Source organism: Pseudodonghicola flavimaris (genome assembly GCF_030164425.1).
Classification (GTDB): Bacteria; Pseudomonadota; Alphaproteobacteria; order Rhodobacterales; family Rhodobacteraceae; genus Pseudodonghicola; species Pseudodonghicola flavimaris.
In genome coordinates this window covers 177,382-191,937 of the sequence record NZ_JASNJD010000003.1, presented here as the reverse complement: position 1 = coordinate 191,937, position 14,556 = coordinate 177,382, and the positions used below count along the sequence as shown (strand labels likewise).

Here is a 14,556-nt window from a genome sequence, read left to right as displayed (position 1 = left end):
AGCGACGCGCGCAGGGTCTTTCCCTGCGCGTTTGTCGTCGCACCGGAGCCTTTCATGCGCCGCCTCCTGTTTCTGCTGATCTTCGGCATTGCCGGCACCGCGATCCTCGTGGCGCTGGGAAACTGGCAGGTGCGGCGTCTGGCCTGGAAAGAGGCGGTGCTGGCCGAGATCGAGACGCGGATCGCCGCGGCGCCGGAGCCGCTGCCCGCCACCCCTGACCCGGAGGCTGACCGTTATCTGCCGGTGACCGTCGCCGGCACGATGGAGCCCGGAGAGCTCGACGTGCTGATCTCGACCAAGGACCTCGGCGCCGGCTACCGGCTGATCGCCCCCTTCGTCACCGAGACCGGCCGCCGGATCATGATCGACCGCGGCTTCATCCCCACCGTCGACAAATCGGCCGCCCGTGGCATCGGTGCGATGACGGTGACCGGCAATCTGCACTGGCCCGACGAGGTCGACAGCTTCACCCCGGAGCCCGATACGGCCGCCAATATCTGGTTCGCTCGCGACGTGCCGCGCATGGCCGCCGCGCTGAGGACCGAACCGGTCCTGCTGATCGCCCGGTCGGAAACCGATCCCGGCGTGCTGCCGCTGCCGGTCGATACCGTCGGCATCCCCAACGATCACTTGCAATACGCGGTGACCTGGTATGGTTTGGCGCTGATCTGGGCGGTGATGACCCTTTACTTTCTGTGGCGCACGCGCGCCCGATCGCGGAGTAGCAAAGAATGAAATATGTCTCGACCCGCGGGCAGGCGCCCGTGCTGTCCTTTGAGGAGGCGATGCTGACCGGGCTGGCCCGCGACGGCGGCCTCTACCTGCCCGACACCATCCCGACGCTGACCCCCGAGGAGATCGCCGCCTTCGAGGGGCAGAGCTATGAGGAGGTCGCCTTCCGGGTGATGCGCCCCTTCATCGGTGACAGTTTCACCGACGGCGAATTCCGCGAGATCATCGCCAGGGCCTATGCCGGCTTCGGCCATGCCGCCCGTGCGCCGCTGGTCGAACTGGCCCCGGGCCATTTCCTGCTGGAGCTGTTCCACGGCCCGACGCTGGCCTTCAAGGATTTCGCCATGCAACTGATCGGCCAGCTGTTCGAGGTCGCGCTGAAGCGGCGCGGCGAGCGGGTGACCATCGTCGGCGCCACCTCGGGCGATACCGGGTCGGCCGCGATCGAGGCGTTCCGCGGGCTGGAGAACGTCGATGTCTTCATCCTCTTCCCGCATGGCCGGGTCAGCGAGGTGCAGCGCCGGCAGATGACCACGCCGGCCGATGCCAATGTCCACGCGCTGGCGCTGGAGGGCGATTTCGACGATTGCCAGGCGCGGCTGAAGGATATGTTCAACGATTTCGACTTCCGCGACGGCGTCAAGCTGGCGGGTGTGAACTCGATCAACTGGGCGCGGGTACTGGCGCAGGTGGTCTATTACTTCACCTCCGCCGTGGCGCTGGGAGCACCGCACCGCAAGGTCAGCTTCACTGTCCCCACCGGCAATTTCGGCGATATCTTCGCGGGCTTCATCGCCAAGCAGATGGGGCTGCCGATCGACCGGCTGGTGGTGGCAACCAACCAGAACGACATTCTGCACCGCTGCCTGTCGGGGCAAGGCTATTTCAAGGGCGAGACGATCCCCTCGATCAGCCCGTCGATGGACATCCAGGTCAGCTCGAACTTCGAACGCGCGCTCTATTACGCTTATGACCGCGACAGCGGGGCCGTCGCCCAGCTGATGGAGGAGCTGAAATCGGGCGGCTTCACCGTCAGCCAAGGGGCGCTGCAGGCGCTGAATGAGACCTTCTCCTCCGGCCGGGTGTCGGAAGAGGAGACGCTGGCCACCATCCAGGCGACGCTGGCGTCGAGCGGTGAGCTGCTCTGCCCGCATTCCGCCGTCGGCGTGAAAGTGGCGGAAGAGACCCGGGTGGCTGGCACCCCGATGATCACGCTGGCCACCGCGCATCCGGCGAAATTCCCCGACGCGGTCGAGAAGGCCAGCGGCATTCGTCCGCCTCTTCCCCCGCGCATGGCGGATCTGTATGACAGGTCGGAACGGGTGACGCGGATCGCCAACGATCTGGCCGCCATCGAGGATCACATCAAAGGACATATCGCAAGGTGAGCGTTCAGCAGGACCAATTGGCCAACGGGTTCCGGATCGTCAGCGAACGGATGCCGGGGCTGCAGTCGGCGGCCATCGGCATCTGGGTCACCGCCGGCGGGCGGCACGAGCGGATCGAGCAGAACGGGATCGCGCATTTCCTCGAACATATGGCGTTCAAGGGAACCAGGACCCGCAGCGCGCTCGAGATCGCCGAAACCATCGAGGACGTGGGCGGCTATATCAACGCCTATACCTCGCGCGAGGTGACGGCCTATTACGCCCGGGTGCTGGAGGCCGACGTGCCGCTGGCGCTGGATGTGATCGCCGATATCGTGCTGAACCCGGTGTTCGACCCGAAGGAGATCGAAGTTGAGCGCGGTGTCATCCTGCAGGAGATCGGCCAGGCCTATGACACGCCGGACGACGTGATCTTCGACTGGCTGCAGGAGGCCAGCTATCGCGATCAACCGCTGGGCCGCACCATTCTGGGCCCGAGCGAGCGGGTCAGCGCCTTTTCCCGCGCCGATCTGGCCAGCTTTGTGACCGAACATTATCGTCCCGGGCAGATGATCCTGTCGGCGGCGGGCGCGGTCGATCACGACGCGCTGGTGAAACTGGCCGAGACGCTCTTCGGGCATCTCGAACCGGGACCGGCCAGCCCGGTGGAACCGGCGCGCTTCACCGGCGGTGAATACCGCAAGGCAAAACCTCTGGAGCAGGCGCATTTCGCGCTGGCCCTGGAAAGCCCGGGCTATCGCGACGATGCCATCTATACCGCGCAGATCTATTCCAGCGCCTTGGGTGGCGGCATGTCCTCGCGGCTGTTTCAGGAAATCCGCGAGCTGCGCGGGCTGTGCTATACCATCTTCGCCCAGGCCGGCGCCTATGCCGATACCGGCAGCACCACGATCTATGCGGGCACCTCGGCCGGACAGATCGGCGAGCTGGCCGAGATCACCATCGACGAGATGAAGCGCGCCGCCGAGGACATGAGCGAGGCGGAGATCGCCCGGGCGCGGGCGCAGATGAAGGCGGGCATGCTGATGGGGCTGGAAAGCCCGTCGAACCGGGCCGAGCGCCTGGCGCGGCTGGTGCAGATCTGGGACCGGGTGCCGCCGCTGGAGGATACCGTCGCCCGGATCGATGCGGTGACCACCGCCGCGGTGCGCGATTTCGCCGAAGACATGGCGGCGCGGGCGCCCGTCGCCATGGCGCTTTACGGTCCGATCGACGCGGCGCCGAGCCTGGATCAGCTGCAGCAGCGGCGCGCCGCCTGACGCGCCGGGAGCTGCAAGGATGCTGCTGGCGAAACGCAAGCTGAAGATCGAGACCGAGCGGCTGACGCTGCGCCCGCCGACCCATTCGGATTTTCGGGCCTGGACCGCGCTGCGGGTGGAGAGCCGCGACTTTCTCACCCCGTGGGAGCCCAGCTGGGCCGAGGATCACCTGAGCCGCAAGGCCTTTACCAACCGGGTCTACTGGGCGCAGCGCTCGGTCTCCAACGGATCGGCCCTGCCGCTGTTCCTGTTCCGCCGCGTCGATCAGGTGCTGCTGGGGGCGATCACGCTGGACAATATCCGCCGCGGGCCGGCGCAGATGGGTACGCTCGGCTACTGGACCGGGCAGGTCTATGCGCGTCAGGGCTTCATGCGCGAGGCCATCGGCGCGGTGGTGCATCATGCCTTCACCCGGCTGGACCTGAGCCGGATAGAGGCCGCCTGCCTGCCGGAGAACGCTGCCTCGCGCGGGTTGCTGGAAAGCGCCGGTTTCAAATACGAGGGCGTCGCCCAATCCTACTTGCAGATCCACGGCCGCTGGCGCACTCATGTGCTCTATGCCTGCCTGCGCAGCGATCGCCGCGGCCGGACCGGCATCGGCTGAGCCGCGCCGCCCGCCGGGCTGGACCGGTGGCGGCGCCGTGCTACCTTTTCAGGGCTGGGACCTGAGCGGGAGGCCGCGATGCGCCATCTGATTGCGACAGTCATTGCACGTTCGGCGGCCGCCGGGCGCGCTGGACGCGCCTGTGGCGCGTGCCTCCGGCGGGGATATTTGGGGCCGGAAAAAGCTGGCGGATTTATGGCGCTGGCGGCGGCGGTGCTGCTGGCCGGCGCGGGGCAGGCGCAGGAACGGCGTCCGAGCCATTGCATCGCCATCGCCGGGGCGGCGCCGGGGCTCGCTTATGTGCAGCAGGCCTCCTGGCAGGCGCCGGTGCCAGAGTACAGCATCCGGCTGCGCTATCTCGCGCATGCGAGTTTCCTGATCCAGACCGCGGGTGGGCTGAATGCGGTGACCGATTACACCGGCTTTCTGGGCGCGGCGCCGCTGGTGCCGGATGTGGTGACGATGAACCATGCGCATGAGACCCATTGGACCGCCAGCCCCGATCCGGCGATTCCGCATGTGCTGAAGGGCTGGGGGCCATTCGGCGAGGGGGTGGAGCATCACCTGGATCTGGGCGAGATGCTGGTGCGCAACGTGTCGACCGATATCCGCTCGCAATTCTCCGGCGTTGAGCCGGACGGCAATTCGATCTTCGTCTTCGAGGTGGCCGGGCTGTGCGTCGGCCATCTGGGGCACCTGCACCATATTCCCAACGATGCGCAATTCGCGGCTCTGGGCCGGCTGGACGTGGTGATGGTGCCGGTCGACGGCAGCTATACCATGGGGCTGGAGGAGATGGTCACGGTGGTGGAGCGTCTGCGGTCGTCGCTGGTGATCCCGATGCACTGGTTCAGCGGCTATAGTCTGGAGCGGTTCCTGCAGCGGATCGGCGATCATTTCGCGGTGATGCGGCCGGGGGTCTCCGAGGTGGAGGTATCGCTGCGCAGCCTGCCGGACCGCCCCACCGTGCTGGTGCTGGAGCCGCGGTTTCTGCGCGCTGAGGAATGATCGGCTCTTGCCGTCGGCAGGGGCTTGCGGCAGGACTGTGCCATGACACTCAATCCCGCCGATGATGCCTTTGCCGCCCGGTTGCGCCAGTCGCTGCCCGAAGCGGTGTTTCGCAGCCCCGAACCCCGCTATCTGGAAGAACCGCGCGGCCGCTGGGCCGGGCAATGCGGGGTGCTGGCGCTGCCGCGCGATGTCGACGAGGTTTCGGCGCTGGTGACGGCGGCGGCGGCGGCGCGGGTGCCAGTGGTGCCCTATGGCGGCGGAACCGGGCTGGTCGGTGGCCAGATCGCCCCCGAGGGGCCGGCACCGCTGATCGTGTCGCTGGAGCGGATGAATGCGATCCGTGGCGTCTATCCCACCGAAAACGTGCTGATCGCCGAGGCCGGCGCCATTCTGGCGGAGGTGCAGCTGGCCGCGCGCGAGGCCGGACGGCTGTTTCCGCTGTCGCTGGCGGCGGAGGGTACGGCGCGGATCGGCGGCAACCTGTCGACCAATGCCGGCGGCACCGGGGTGCTGCGCTATGGCAATGCCCGCGATCTCTGTCTCGGGCTCGAGGCGGTGTTGCCCGACGGCAGGATCTGGCACGGGCTGTCGCGGCTGCGGAAGGACAACACCGGCTATGACCTGCGCGACCTGCTGATCGGTGCCGAGGGCACGCTGGGCATCATCACCGCGGCGACGCTGAAGCTGTATCCGCAGCCGGCGGCGCAGGGTACGGCGATCTTCGTGGTGCCCGATCCGGAGGCGGCGATCGCGCTGTTGTCGCTGGCGCATGCCCGGCTGGGCGAGGCGGTGAGCGCCTTCGAACTGATCGCCGGGCAGGGGCTGACCTTCCTTGCGGAGAACCTGCCGGAGGTGCGCCAGCCCTTCGATCAGGCGCCGGAGTGGTGCGTGCTGATGGAGGTCGGGTTGCCGCGCGGGCTCGATCCGGAAGAAGCGCTGGCCGATCTGTTCGAGGCGGCGCTGGAGGAGGGGCTGACCAGCGACGGGCTGATCGCCCAGTCGCAGGCGCAGCGGGACGACTTCTGGTCGGTGCGCGAACACATCCCGGAGGCGAACCGGCGGGTTGGCGCGGTGTCGAGCCACGATATCTCGGTCCCGATCAGCCGCATCCCCGAGTTCATCCGGCGCGGCGATCAGGTGGTGGCGGGGCTCGGCGGATTCCGGGTCAACTGTTTCGGCCATATCGGCGACGGCAATCTGCACTACAACGTCTTCCCCGAACCGGGCCGCAGCAAGGCCGATCACGCCAATCAGGTGGGGGCGGTGAAACGGGCGGTGCACGATCTGGTCCACGAGATGGGCGGATCGGTCAGCGCCGAACACGGCATCGGCCGGCTGAAGGTCGAGGATCTGGAACGCTACGGCGATCCGGTGCGGTTGGACGCGATGCGGGCGATCAAGGCGGCGCTGGATCCGGCCGGCATCATGAACCCGGGCGCGGTGCTGCGCGCCTAGGGGCCTTCCACCCCGGGGCCGGCCGGAGCGCCGGGCGCCGGGGCGCAGACCACCAGGATACGTGCGTCGCGGTCGCCGTCCGATGCATAGAGATGGCCGATGGCGCTGTCGAAATAGATGCTGTCGCCGGCGGTCAGCCGCACCGGCACGCGGCCCTCGGCGAAGACGGTCACCGCACCCTCCAACACCACCAGGAATTCCTGTCCGGGGTGGCGCACGAAATCTTCGAAATCGACGAATTCCCGCGCCTTGAGCGATCCCATCATCGGTGTCATCGCCTTGTTCCACATGTCGGGGAACAGCATTTCGTAGACGTAATTCTGGGTTTCCTGCCGCTTGAACTCTCCCTTGCGGGCGACGGCGAAACTGCCCGGTTCGAAGCACTGGCCTTCGGCATTGAAGAAGGCGGCCAGATCGACCTCAAGGCCTTTGGCCAGTTGGGCCAGCCGGTCGTAGGTGAGCGAGATCACGCCGCGCTCAGCCTTTGAGATGGTGGAGATCGCCAGGCCGGATCGGTCGGCCACCTCGGCCAGGGTCCAGCCGCGGTCGGCGCGCAGCTGACGCAGGCGGCGTCCGAAATCGACGCGGGGATTCGGCTCTGACGGGTCGTGCTCCATGCGCCGAGTTTACGGACACCGCGCTGAGACGCCAAGGATTTTTCGGATTGGAAAAATTTCTTTTCCGATTGGAAAACGGGTGCTACGCTTTCCCTCAAGAGCAAGATCAAGCCGCGAGGGATGGTATGACTGCGACCGAGACTTCAGCCGATGTCATCGTGATCGGTGCCGGAATGGCCGGCGCCTCGGTCGCGGCGGAGCTTTCCCGGGCCGCCCGGGTGGTGCTGGTCGAACGGGAGACCCAGCCAGGCTATCACACCACCGGACGGTCGGCGGCGCTGTTCACCATGGCCTATGGGCCGGCGGCGATCCGGGCGCTGTCACGGGCCAGCTACGAATTCTATCGCGGCGAGGGGCCGGGCAATCCGCCGGCCGATCTGATCCGCACCCGGGGCGTGGTGTTCATCGCCCGCGCCGATCAGCAGGCGGCACTGGACGGGATGGCGGCTGAACTGGGCCGCGCGGTGGAGCCGATCAGCGCGGCGGCCGCGCGCGATCTGCAGCCTCTGCTGCGGCAGGATTACGTGGCGGCGGCGCTGTTCGATCGCGAGGCCGCGGATATCGAGGTGCATGGGCTGCATCAGTTCTATCTGCGCGCCTTCAAGGCCAATGCCGGGGCGCTGCACCTGCGGTCCGAGGTGCTGGGGCTGGGGCGCAGCGGTGCCGACTGGATGGTGGAAACCCGGCTGGGCCGGCTGCGCGCGCCGGTCGTCGTCAATGCCTCGGGCGCCTGGGCGGATGAGGTCGCCGGCATGGCCGGGCTGCGCCCCCTGGGGCTGCGTCCGCTGCGGCGTACCGCGATGCTGGTGTCGCCGCCCGCCGGGCGCAACCCCGACGGCTGGCCGATGGTCGTGGATTGCGAAGAGGCTTTCTATATGAAGCCCGACGCCGGCAAGCTGTTGCTCTCCCCGGCGGATGAGACCCTGTCCGCCCCCTGCGACGCGCAGCCGGAGGAGATGGATATCGCCATCTGCGTCGACCGTATTGAGACCGCCTTCGACATCCAAGTACGGCGGATCGAGCATAAATGGGCGGGGCTGCGCAGTTTCCTGCCCGATGGCAATCCGGCGGTGGGCTTCGACCCCGAGGCGCCGGGCTTCTTCTGGCTGGCGGGGCAGGGCGGCTACGGCATCCAGACCGCGCCGGCAATGGCGCGCTATGCTGCGGCCCTGGTGCGCGGCGCGGCGGTTCCCGGCGATATCGAGGCCGAGGGGCTGGGGCCCGACAGCCTGTCGCCGGCCCGGCCGGAGCTGGCGGCATGATGGTGCTGGTCGGAGGCGCGGCGCTGTTGCTCCTGCTGTCGGGGCTGGCGATTGCCTATGTGATCGGCGGCGCGGCGGTGCTGGCCTTTGTCGCCACGGACAACACCCGCTATCTGGCGATCCTGCCGCAGCAGATCTTTTCCAAGATCGACGTTTTCGCCCTGATGGCGATGCCCCTGTTCATCCTGGCGGGAGAGCTGATGAACCGGGGCGGGATCACCGGGGCGCTGATCAACCTGTCGATGGCGCTGGTCGGGCGGGTGCGCGGCGGGCTGGGGCATGTGAATATCCTCACCTCCGTCTTCTTCGCCGGGATTTCCGGCTCCGCCGTGGCGGACGCGGCGGCGCTGTCGAACACGCTGGTGCCGGAGATGCAACGGCGCGGCTATACGTTGACCTATGCCAGCGCGGTCACCGCGGCCTCCTCGATCATCGGGCCGATCGTGCCGCCATCGATCATCCTGATCTTCTATGGCGCGCTGATGGGCACCTCGGTCACGGCGCTGTTTCTGGCCGGCATCCTGCCGGGGCTGTTGCTGGCCTCGGCGCTGCTGGTGGTCAACGGGATCTTCGCCTCGCGACAGGATCATCCACGGCTGGAAAAGGCGGATATGCCGCCGTTCTTCCCGACACTGCTGCGGTCGCTGCCGGCGCTGTCGCTGCCGATCATCATTCTCGGCGGCATCGTCTTCGGCTGGATGACCCCGACCGAGGCCGCCGCCGTCGCCGTCTTTGCCGCGCTGGGGGCCGGCTGGTTCTACGCCGGGCTGTCGGGGCAGGCGGTGCTGGAGGCGCTGCGGCGCACTGCGGTTCTCTCCGGCTCGATCTTCATGATCATCTGCGCGGTCTCGGCGCTGGGGCATCTGGGCGCACTGGAGCGGGTGCCCGAGGCGATCTCGACGGCGGTGACCGATCTCGGGCTGGGGCCGGTGCAATACATGCTGGCGCTGAACGTGATCTTCCTGCTGGCGGGCATGGTGCTGGACATCCCGGTGGCGCTGGCGCTGCTGGTGCCGCTGCTGGCGCCGGTCGCTCTGGCTCAGGGCGCCGATCCGGTGCACCTGGGCATCGTGCTCTGCTTCAACCTCTGCATCGGGCTGGTGTCGCCGCCGATGGGGGGCTGCCTGCTGGTGGTGTCGACGGTGACCGGGGTGAACTACTGGAAACTGGCGCGGGCGGTGCTGCCCTTCGTGCTGACCCAGATCGTGGTGCTGGCACTGCTGGTCCGCTTCCCCGCCATCAGCCTGACCCTGCCGCATGCTTTCGGGCTGGGTGGTTAGCCGGCGCCGGCACGACAGACAAGAAGACCCATAACAAGACCAAGAAACTGATCATAAAACCGAACACCAAAGGGAGACCAACCATGACGTTCTCGAAATTTCTCAGCGGGTCGCTCCTGGCGGCGGCCGTGGCTCTGGCCGGTGGCGCCGCCAGCGCACAGGTCAAGGTCGCGCTCGACAGCCCGGCCGATCTGGAAGGCTCCGGCTCGTATGTCTGGGCCCATACCTTCAGCACCTATCTCAACGATCACGGCATGTCGGCCGAGGAATTCCAGCGCGGTGCGCTGGGGGGCGATGACGAGCTGTTCGATCAGGTGAGCCAGGGGTTGCTGGAAGTGTCGCTGTCGCCGCTCAACATCGTCGGCTCCATCGACAAGCTGATCTACGGGTTGCGGCTGCCCTATTTCTTCACCGACATGGCGCAGGTGGACAAGGCGCTGGGCGAGGGTGGCATGCTGGAGGCGATCAACGCCGCCACCACGCCCGAAGGCGTACGGGTTCTGTCGGTCAATGTGGTCGGCCCGGCGAGCGGCATCTTCAACACCAAGCACCCGGTCACCTCGGTCGCCGATATGGCGGGCCTGCGGATGCGGGCGCTGGATGAAAGCCAGATCGACCTCTACAAGGCCTGGGGCGCCGACGGCACCATCGTCAGCTGGGCCGAGGTGCCCAATGCGCTGCAGACCGGGGTGGCCGATGGCTATCTTAACCCGGCCTTCGTACCGCTGCTGTTCGGCCATACCGACTTCATCAAGTATTTCACCGATGCCCAGATCAGCCCGGCGCTGCGGATCACCATCGCATCGGAAGATTGGTATCAGGGGCTGAGCGATGCGGATCGCGCGACTGTCGACGCGGCGGTGACGGCTGCAGTCGCGGCCAACCGGGAATGGCTGAAGTCCCAGGATGCGGTGATCGGCAAGCTCGAGGCCGCCGGTGTCGCCGTGGTCACCCTGGATCAGGCCGCGCGTGATGCCTTCCGCGCCGCCTCCGGCCCGGCCTATGACAGCGGGCTCCTGACCGCGGAGCAGATCGCGGCCTGGGAAGCCGCCAAGGGCGAATAAGCCGATGAAGCTGCTGGCCCGCGCCCTGGACCGGCTGTCCGCCACGCTGGACCGCATCGCCCTCTGGGGGGCGGTGCTGGCGGTGATGACGATGCTCTTCGCCGCCGGCTGGCAGGTGCTGGCCCGCTATGTGCTGGATGCCCCGCCGGTCTGGACCGAGGAGCTCGCCCGCCGGGCGATGGTCTGGGCCGGGATGCTGGGCGCCTCCTGCGCCTTCCGCGCCGCCTCCGACCCGACGCTGTTTCCCGCCATGCAGGCGGTGCGCGGGCCGCAGGGCATGCTGCTGGCGCTGATCCGGGGGGCGGGGGTGGTGGCCTTCGCCCTGCCGGTGATCTGGTTTTCCCTCTTCAACGCGCGCATGGACATGGCGCGCGGTTTTCTCGGCCGCAGCCTGAGCCGCCAGGCCGAGATGCTGGATGTGCCGATGATCTGGTTCACCGCGGCGGTGCCGCTGGCCTTCGTGCTGATCCTGATCCATCTGGCCGCCCGGCTCAGCCTGCAGGCCACCGGCCAGCTGCCTGTCGCCACCCCGGCGGCAGATCCGAACTCATAGGACCAAGACATGAAACTCTTCATCGCCGGGCTCAGTACCGAAACCAACTCCTTCTCGCCGCTGCCCACCGGTATGGCCAGCTTCGAGGAAGCCACGATCCATCACGGCAATGCGACGCAGGATGCGCCGATGTACTGGACCGCGCCGCTGCACATCTGGCGGGAAAAGGCCGAGGCGCTGGGGTGGCAGGTGGTCGAAAGCCTGTCGGCCCATGCGCAGCCCTCGGGCCCGACTGTCAGGTCGGTCTATGAAGGGTTCCGCGACGAGATCATCGCCGATCTGAAGGCGGCCGGCGGCGCCGATATCGTCCTGCTGGCACTGCATGGCGCGATGATCGCCGACGGCTATGACGATTGCGAAGGCGATCTGATCGCGCATCTGCGCAGCGTCGCGCCGGAGGCGGTGATCGGCGGGCTGCTCGATCCGCATTCCAACCTGACGGAAAAGATGCTCACCCAGGCGACGCTGCTGGTCGCCTTCAAGGAATACCCGCATGTCGACGTGCCGGAACGGGCCGCGGATCTGTTCCGGCTGGCGGCGGCCACCGCCGACGGAGAGATCGCCCCGGTGATGCGCGAGTGGGATTGCCGCATGATCATCGCCATGCCGACCACCACGCAGCCGATGCGCGGTTTCGTCGACGAGATGATGGCGCGCGAGGGCCAGGACGGGATCCTGTCGCTGTCGGTCGCCCATGGCTTCCCCTGGTCGGATCACGAACGCACCGGCACCCGGACCTTTGCCATCTGCGACGGCGATGCCGATCAGGCCGCGGCCGAGGCCGAGGCGCTGGGGCGCAAGCTGTTTGCCCTGCGGCATGAGCTCTGGCGCAGGATGCCCGACATCGACACCGCGCTCGACATGGCCGAGGCGGCGCCGGAGGGGCCGGTGGTGCTGGCCGACATGTCCGACAATGCCGGGGGCGGTGCGCCGGCGGATGCCACCTTCCTGCTGCGCGCGATGATGGAGCGCGGCATGACCGGCACCGCCACCGGGGTGTTCTGGGATCCCATCGCGGTGCGCATCTGCAAGGAGGCCGGCGAAGGCGCCACGCTGCAGCTGCGGCTGGGCGGCAAATGCGGGCCGATGTCGGGCGATCCCCTGGATCTGACCGTCACGGTGAAGAAGGTCGCCTCAGGGCTGACTCAGCGTTTCGGCAAGCTGGATGCGCTCTTGGGCCAAACCGTCTGGGTCGAAAGCGACGGGTTCGATATCGTGATCAACGATCTGCGCAGCCAGACCTTTCACCCCGACGCCTTTGAAAAGCTGGGAATCGACTTGTCGCAGCGCCGCTATGTCTGCGTGAAGTCTTCCAACCACTATCAGGCCGGGTTCAACCCGATCGCCGCCAAGATGATCGGCGTGGCCACGCCCGGTTCGATCACCCCGGACTTCCCGAATATCCCCTATGTCCATCGGGCGAAGACCTATTTCCCGGTGATCGAGGATCCTTTCGCATGAGCAATTCGCTGATCGCCGCCCGGGATGCCTTCGCCGCCCGCTGCCCGGAGCAGCGGCTGGCGGTGAACGGCCGCGACTGGGGCTATGTCGAGATGGGGGCCGGCCCGGTCCTGCTGCTGATCCCCGGCACCCTGGGGCGCGGCGATATCTTCTGGCAGCAGATCGAGGCGCTGTCGGACCGGCTGCGGGTGGTGGCGGTGACCTATCCTGCCACTGGTTCCATCGCGGAGTGGGCCGAGGATCTGGCTGCGCTGATGGATCTGCTGCGGATCTCCTCTGCCAGTGTGCTGGGCAGTTCGCTCGGCGGCTATCTGGCGCAGTATCTCGCCGCTACCGCTCCGCATCGGGTGCGGCGGCTCCTGGCCGCTAACACCCTGTGTTCGGCGGCGGGCATCGCCGAACGGCCGCCCTATGCGCTGGATCTCGACATCGCGCCGATCGATGGGCTGCGCGCCGGCTTCGGCCAGGGGCTGGGGGCCTGGGGCGCGGCGCATCCCGATCAGACCGACCTGGTCGAGCTGTTGCTGCAGGAGGTCGGCGGCCGGATCCCCGAGCCGGAGCTGCGGATGCGGCTCAAGGCGCTGAAGACCGCACCGGAACTGCCGGAACTACCGCTGCCGGCAGAGTGCCGGATCACCATCGAGGCCGCTGACGATCCGCTGATTCCGCCGGAGATGCGCGCGGCAGTGCGGGCGCGGTTGACCCCCGCGGTGGCCTATCGCTTCGCCTGGGGCGGGCATTTCCCCTATGTCGTCCGGCCCGACGCCTATATCGCGCTGATCGAACAGGCCATGGGGCTGGCCGGGACCGGCCCTGACTGGGGCGCCGGAGAGGAGCGCGTGCTGTGATCGTTCTGACCCATGAGGATGTCGCCGCCCTGCTGCCGATGCGCGAGGCGATCGAGGTGATCGATGCGGTGATGCGCCGTGTCTCCGCCCGCGAGGTGGAGCTGCCGCTGCGCTCGGTCCTGCCGGTGGGCGGCGGCAACCGCATGGGGGTTATGCCCGGGGCCATCGCCGATCCGGCCTGTTTCGGCGTCAAGCTGATCAGCCTGTTTCCCGGCAATGCCGACCGCGGGCTGTCGTCGCATCGCGGCGCCATGGTGCTGTTCGAGGCGGAAACCGGCGGCGCCATCGCGATGATGGACGCGAGCCTGCTGACCGCCGTGCGCACCGCCGCGGCCAGCGCGGTGGCGACCCGGGCCCTGGCGTCAGAGACGGCGGAGACCCTGACGCTGATCGGCTATGGCGAACAGGCGGAACATCATCTGGCGGCGATGCTGTCGGTCCGCCCGTCGATCGGCCGGGTGCTGGTTGCCGGCCGCTCCGCCGAAAAGGCAGCAGCCTTCGCCGCTCGGGCGGCGGGGGAGTATTCCGAGGTCGATTTCGCCAGCGGAACCGATCTGAAACATGCGGTGGAGCAGGCGGATATCCTCTGCACCGTGACCGCGGCGGCGCAGCCGATCGTCATGGGGGACTGGGTCAAACCCGGCGCCCACGTAAATATCGTCGGGTCCTCGATCCCCTCGATGCGCGAGGTCGACGACCGGATGGTGCATCGCGGCGCGATCTGGGTGGATTACCTGCCCTCGACCCTGGCGCAGGCCGGAGAGATCGTCGACATGATCGCGGCGGGTCACTTTTCCGAGAGAGATATCCGCGGCGAGATCGGGGCGCTGCTGTCGGGCGGGATAGCCGGGCGAGGCAGCAAGGATGAAATCACCATCTACCGCTCTCTCGGGGTCGCGGCACAAGATCTTGCTGCGGCGCATCACGTCTATGACCGTGCCCTGGAACTGGACATGGGACAGCACGTCACATTCTGAAACCGTGCTGACGCTTCTGCAGGGCGCCGGGCTGGGCTATAGTCG

At 67.6% G+C, this 14,556-nt stretch carries 14 protein-coding genes; 13 read left to right on the top strand and 1 reads right to left on the bottom strand.

What is annotated here, in order from left to right; translation table 11 throughout:
- Window positions 1-54 precede the first annotated feature (54 nt).
- The 6 genes from QO033_RS05435 to QO033_RS05410 all read left to right on the top strand — a co-directional run bounded on the left by QO033_RS05435 (window position 55) and on the right by QO033_RS05410 (window position 6,449).
- On the top strand, window positions 55-735 hold the full coding sequence (locus QO033_RS05435) for an SURF1 family protein (protein ID WP_284479928.1): 681 nt from the start codon (window positions 55-57) through the stop codon (window positions 733-735).
- On the top strand, window positions 732-2,120 hold the full coding sequence (thrC, locus tag QO033_RS05430; protein ID WP_284479927.1) for a threonine synthase: 1,389 nt from the start codon (window positions 732-734) through the stop codon (window positions 2,118-2,120). The genes QO033_RS05435 and thrC overlap by 4 nt, the downstream gene beginning before the upstream one ends.
- Complete coding sequence (locus QO033_RS05425) at window positions 2,117-3,379, top strand: M16 family metallopeptidase (protein WP_284479926.1); 1,263 nt, start codon at window positions 2,117-2,119, stop codon at window positions 3,377-3,379. Before thrC ends, QO033_RS05425 begins: the two co-directional genes overlap by 4 nt.
- Before the next feature lie 19 nt (window positions 3,380-3,398).
- The gene (locus QO033_RS05420) at window positions 3,399-3,983 is read left to right on the top strand and encodes a GNAT family N-acetyltransferase (protein ID WP_284479925.1); all 585 of its coding nucleotides are present in this window, start codon (window positions 3,399-3,401) and stop codon (window positions 3,981-3,983) included.
- A gap of 195 nt (window positions 3,984-4,178) precedes the next feature.
- Window positions 4,179-4,991: an MBL fold metallo-hydrolase gene (locus tag QO033_RS05415; RefSeq protein WP_284479924.1), complete on the top strand. Its 813-nt coding sequence runs from the start codon at window positions 4,179-4,181 to the stop codon at window positions 4,989-4,991.
- A gap of 42 nt (window positions 4,992-5,033) precedes the next feature.
- Entirely contained in the window at window positions 5,034-6,449 is a 1,416-nt protein-coding gene (locus QO033_RS05410) for an FAD-binding oxidoreductase (protein WP_284479923.1), read from the top strand.
- Here the strand turns inward: QO033_RS05410 and QO033_RS05405 are convergent.
- Window positions 6,446-7,066, bottom strand: a complete 621-nt coding sequence (locus QO033_RS05405; RefSeq protein WP_284479922.1) for a helix-turn-helix domain-containing protein — start codon at window positions 7,064-7,066, stop codon at window positions 6,446-6,448. The two genes, QO033_RS05410 and QO033_RS05405, sit on opposite strands and share 4 nt — an antisense overlap.
- A 125-nt stretch (window positions 7,067-7,191) precedes the next feature.
- Between QO033_RS05405 and QO033_RS05400 the strand changes: the two genes are divergently transcribed.
- From QO033_RS05400 to QO033_RS05370, 7 genes are all read left to right on the top strand, one after another.
- Entirely contained in the window at window positions 7,192-8,328 is a 1,137-nt protein-coding gene (locus QO033_RS05400; protein ID WP_284479921.1) for an NAD(P)/FAD-dependent oxidoreductase, read from the top strand.
- Window positions 8,325-9,608, top strand: coding sequence for a TRAP transporter large permease (locus QO033_RS05395; protein WP_284479920.1), 1,284 nt, complete (start codon window positions 8,325-8,327; stop codon window positions 9,606-9,608). The genes QO033_RS05400 and QO033_RS05395 overlap by 4 nt, the downstream gene beginning before the upstream one ends.
- 83 nt (window positions 9,609-9,691) lie before the next feature.
- The gene (locus QO033_RS05390; protein WP_284479919.1) at window positions 9,692-10,672 is read left to right on the top strand and encodes a TRAP transporter substrate-binding protein; all 981 of its coding nucleotides are present in this window, start codon (window positions 9,692-9,694) and stop codon (window positions 10,670-10,672) included.
- Window positions 10,673-10,676: 4 nt separating this feature from the next.
- Complete coding sequence (locus QO033_RS05385) at window positions 10,677-11,225, top strand: TRAP transporter small permease (protein ID WP_284479918.1); 549 nt, start codon at window positions 10,677-10,679, stop codon at window positions 11,223-11,225.
- 9 nt (window positions 11,226-11,234) lie between these two features.
- Window positions 11,235-12,686: a M81 family metallopeptidase gene (locus QO033_RS05380; RefSeq protein WP_284479917.1), complete on the top strand. Its 1,452-nt coding sequence runs from the start codon at window positions 11,235-11,237 to the stop codon at window positions 12,684-12,686.
- Complete coding sequence (locus QO033_RS05375; protein ID WP_284479916.1) at window positions 12,683-13,534, top strand: alpha/beta fold hydrolase; 852 nt, start codon at window positions 12,683-12,685, stop codon at window positions 13,532-13,534. The genes QO033_RS05380 and QO033_RS05375 overlap by 4 nt, the downstream gene beginning before the upstream one ends.
- The gene (locus QO033_RS05370; protein ID WP_284479915.1) at window positions 13,531-14,511 is read left to right on the top strand and encodes an ornithine cyclodeaminase family protein; all 981 of its coding nucleotides are present in this window, start codon (window positions 13,531-13,533) and stop codon (window positions 14,509-14,511) included. The genes QO033_RS05375 and QO033_RS05370 overlap by 4 nt, the downstream gene beginning before the upstream one ends.
- The last annotated feature ends 45 nt before the right edge of the window (window positions 14,512-14,556 follow it).

What these genes read in the sequence shown, in the direction of transcription:
- QO033_RS05410 (WP_284479923.1), top strand. Translation starts at nt 5,034, where the DNA reads ATGACACTCAATCCCGCCGATGATGCCTTTGCCGCCCGGTTGCGCCAG.
- QO033_RS05400 (WP_284479921.1), top strand. Translation starts at nt 7,192, where the DNA reads ATGACTGCGACCGAGACTTCAGCCGATGTCATCGTGATCGGTGCCGGA.
- QO033_RS05405 (WP_284479922.1), bottom strand. Translation starts at nt 7,066, where the DNA reads ATGGAGCACGACCCGTCAGAGCCGAATCCCCGCGTCGATTTCGGACGC.
- QO033_RS05380 (WP_284479917.1), top strand. Translation starts at nt 11,235, where the DNA reads ATGAAACTCTTCATCGCCGGGCTCAGTACCGAAACCAACTCCTTCTCG.
- QO033_RS05420 (WP_284479925.1), top strand. Translation starts at nt 3,399, where the DNA reads ATGCTGCTGGCGAAACGCAAGCTGAAGATCGAGACCGAGCGGCTGACG.
- QO033_RS05375 (WP_284479916.1), top strand. Translation starts at nt 12,683, where the DNA reads ATGAGCAATTCGCTGATCGCCGCCCGGGATGCCTTCGCCGCCCGCTGC.
- QO033_RS05390 (WP_284479919.1), top strand. Translation starts at nt 9,692, where the DNA reads ATGACGTTCTCGAAATTTCTCAGCGGGTCGCTCCTGGCGGCGGCCGTG.
- QO033_RS05435 (WP_284479928.1), top strand. Translation starts at nt 55, where the DNA reads ATGCGCCGCCTCCTGTTTCTGCTGATCTTCGGCATTGCCGGCACCGCG.
- QO033_RS05385 (WP_284479918.1), top strand. Translation starts at nt 10,677, where the DNA reads ATGAAGCTGCTGGCCCGCGCCCTGGACCGGCTGTCCGCCACGCTGGAC.
- thrC (WP_284479927.1), top strand. Translation starts at nt 732, where the DNA reads ATGAAATATGTCTCGACCCGCGGGCAGGCGCCCGTGCTGTCCTTTGAG.
- QO033_RS05415 (WP_284479924.1), top strand. Translation starts at nt 4,179, where the DNA reads ATGGCGCTGGCGGCGGCGGTGCTGCTGGCCGGCGCGGGGCAGGCGCAG.
- QO033_RS05395 (WP_284479920.1), top strand. Translation starts at nt 8,325, where the DNA reads ATGATGGTGCTGGTCGGAGGCGCGGCGCTGTTGCTCCTGCTGTCGGGG.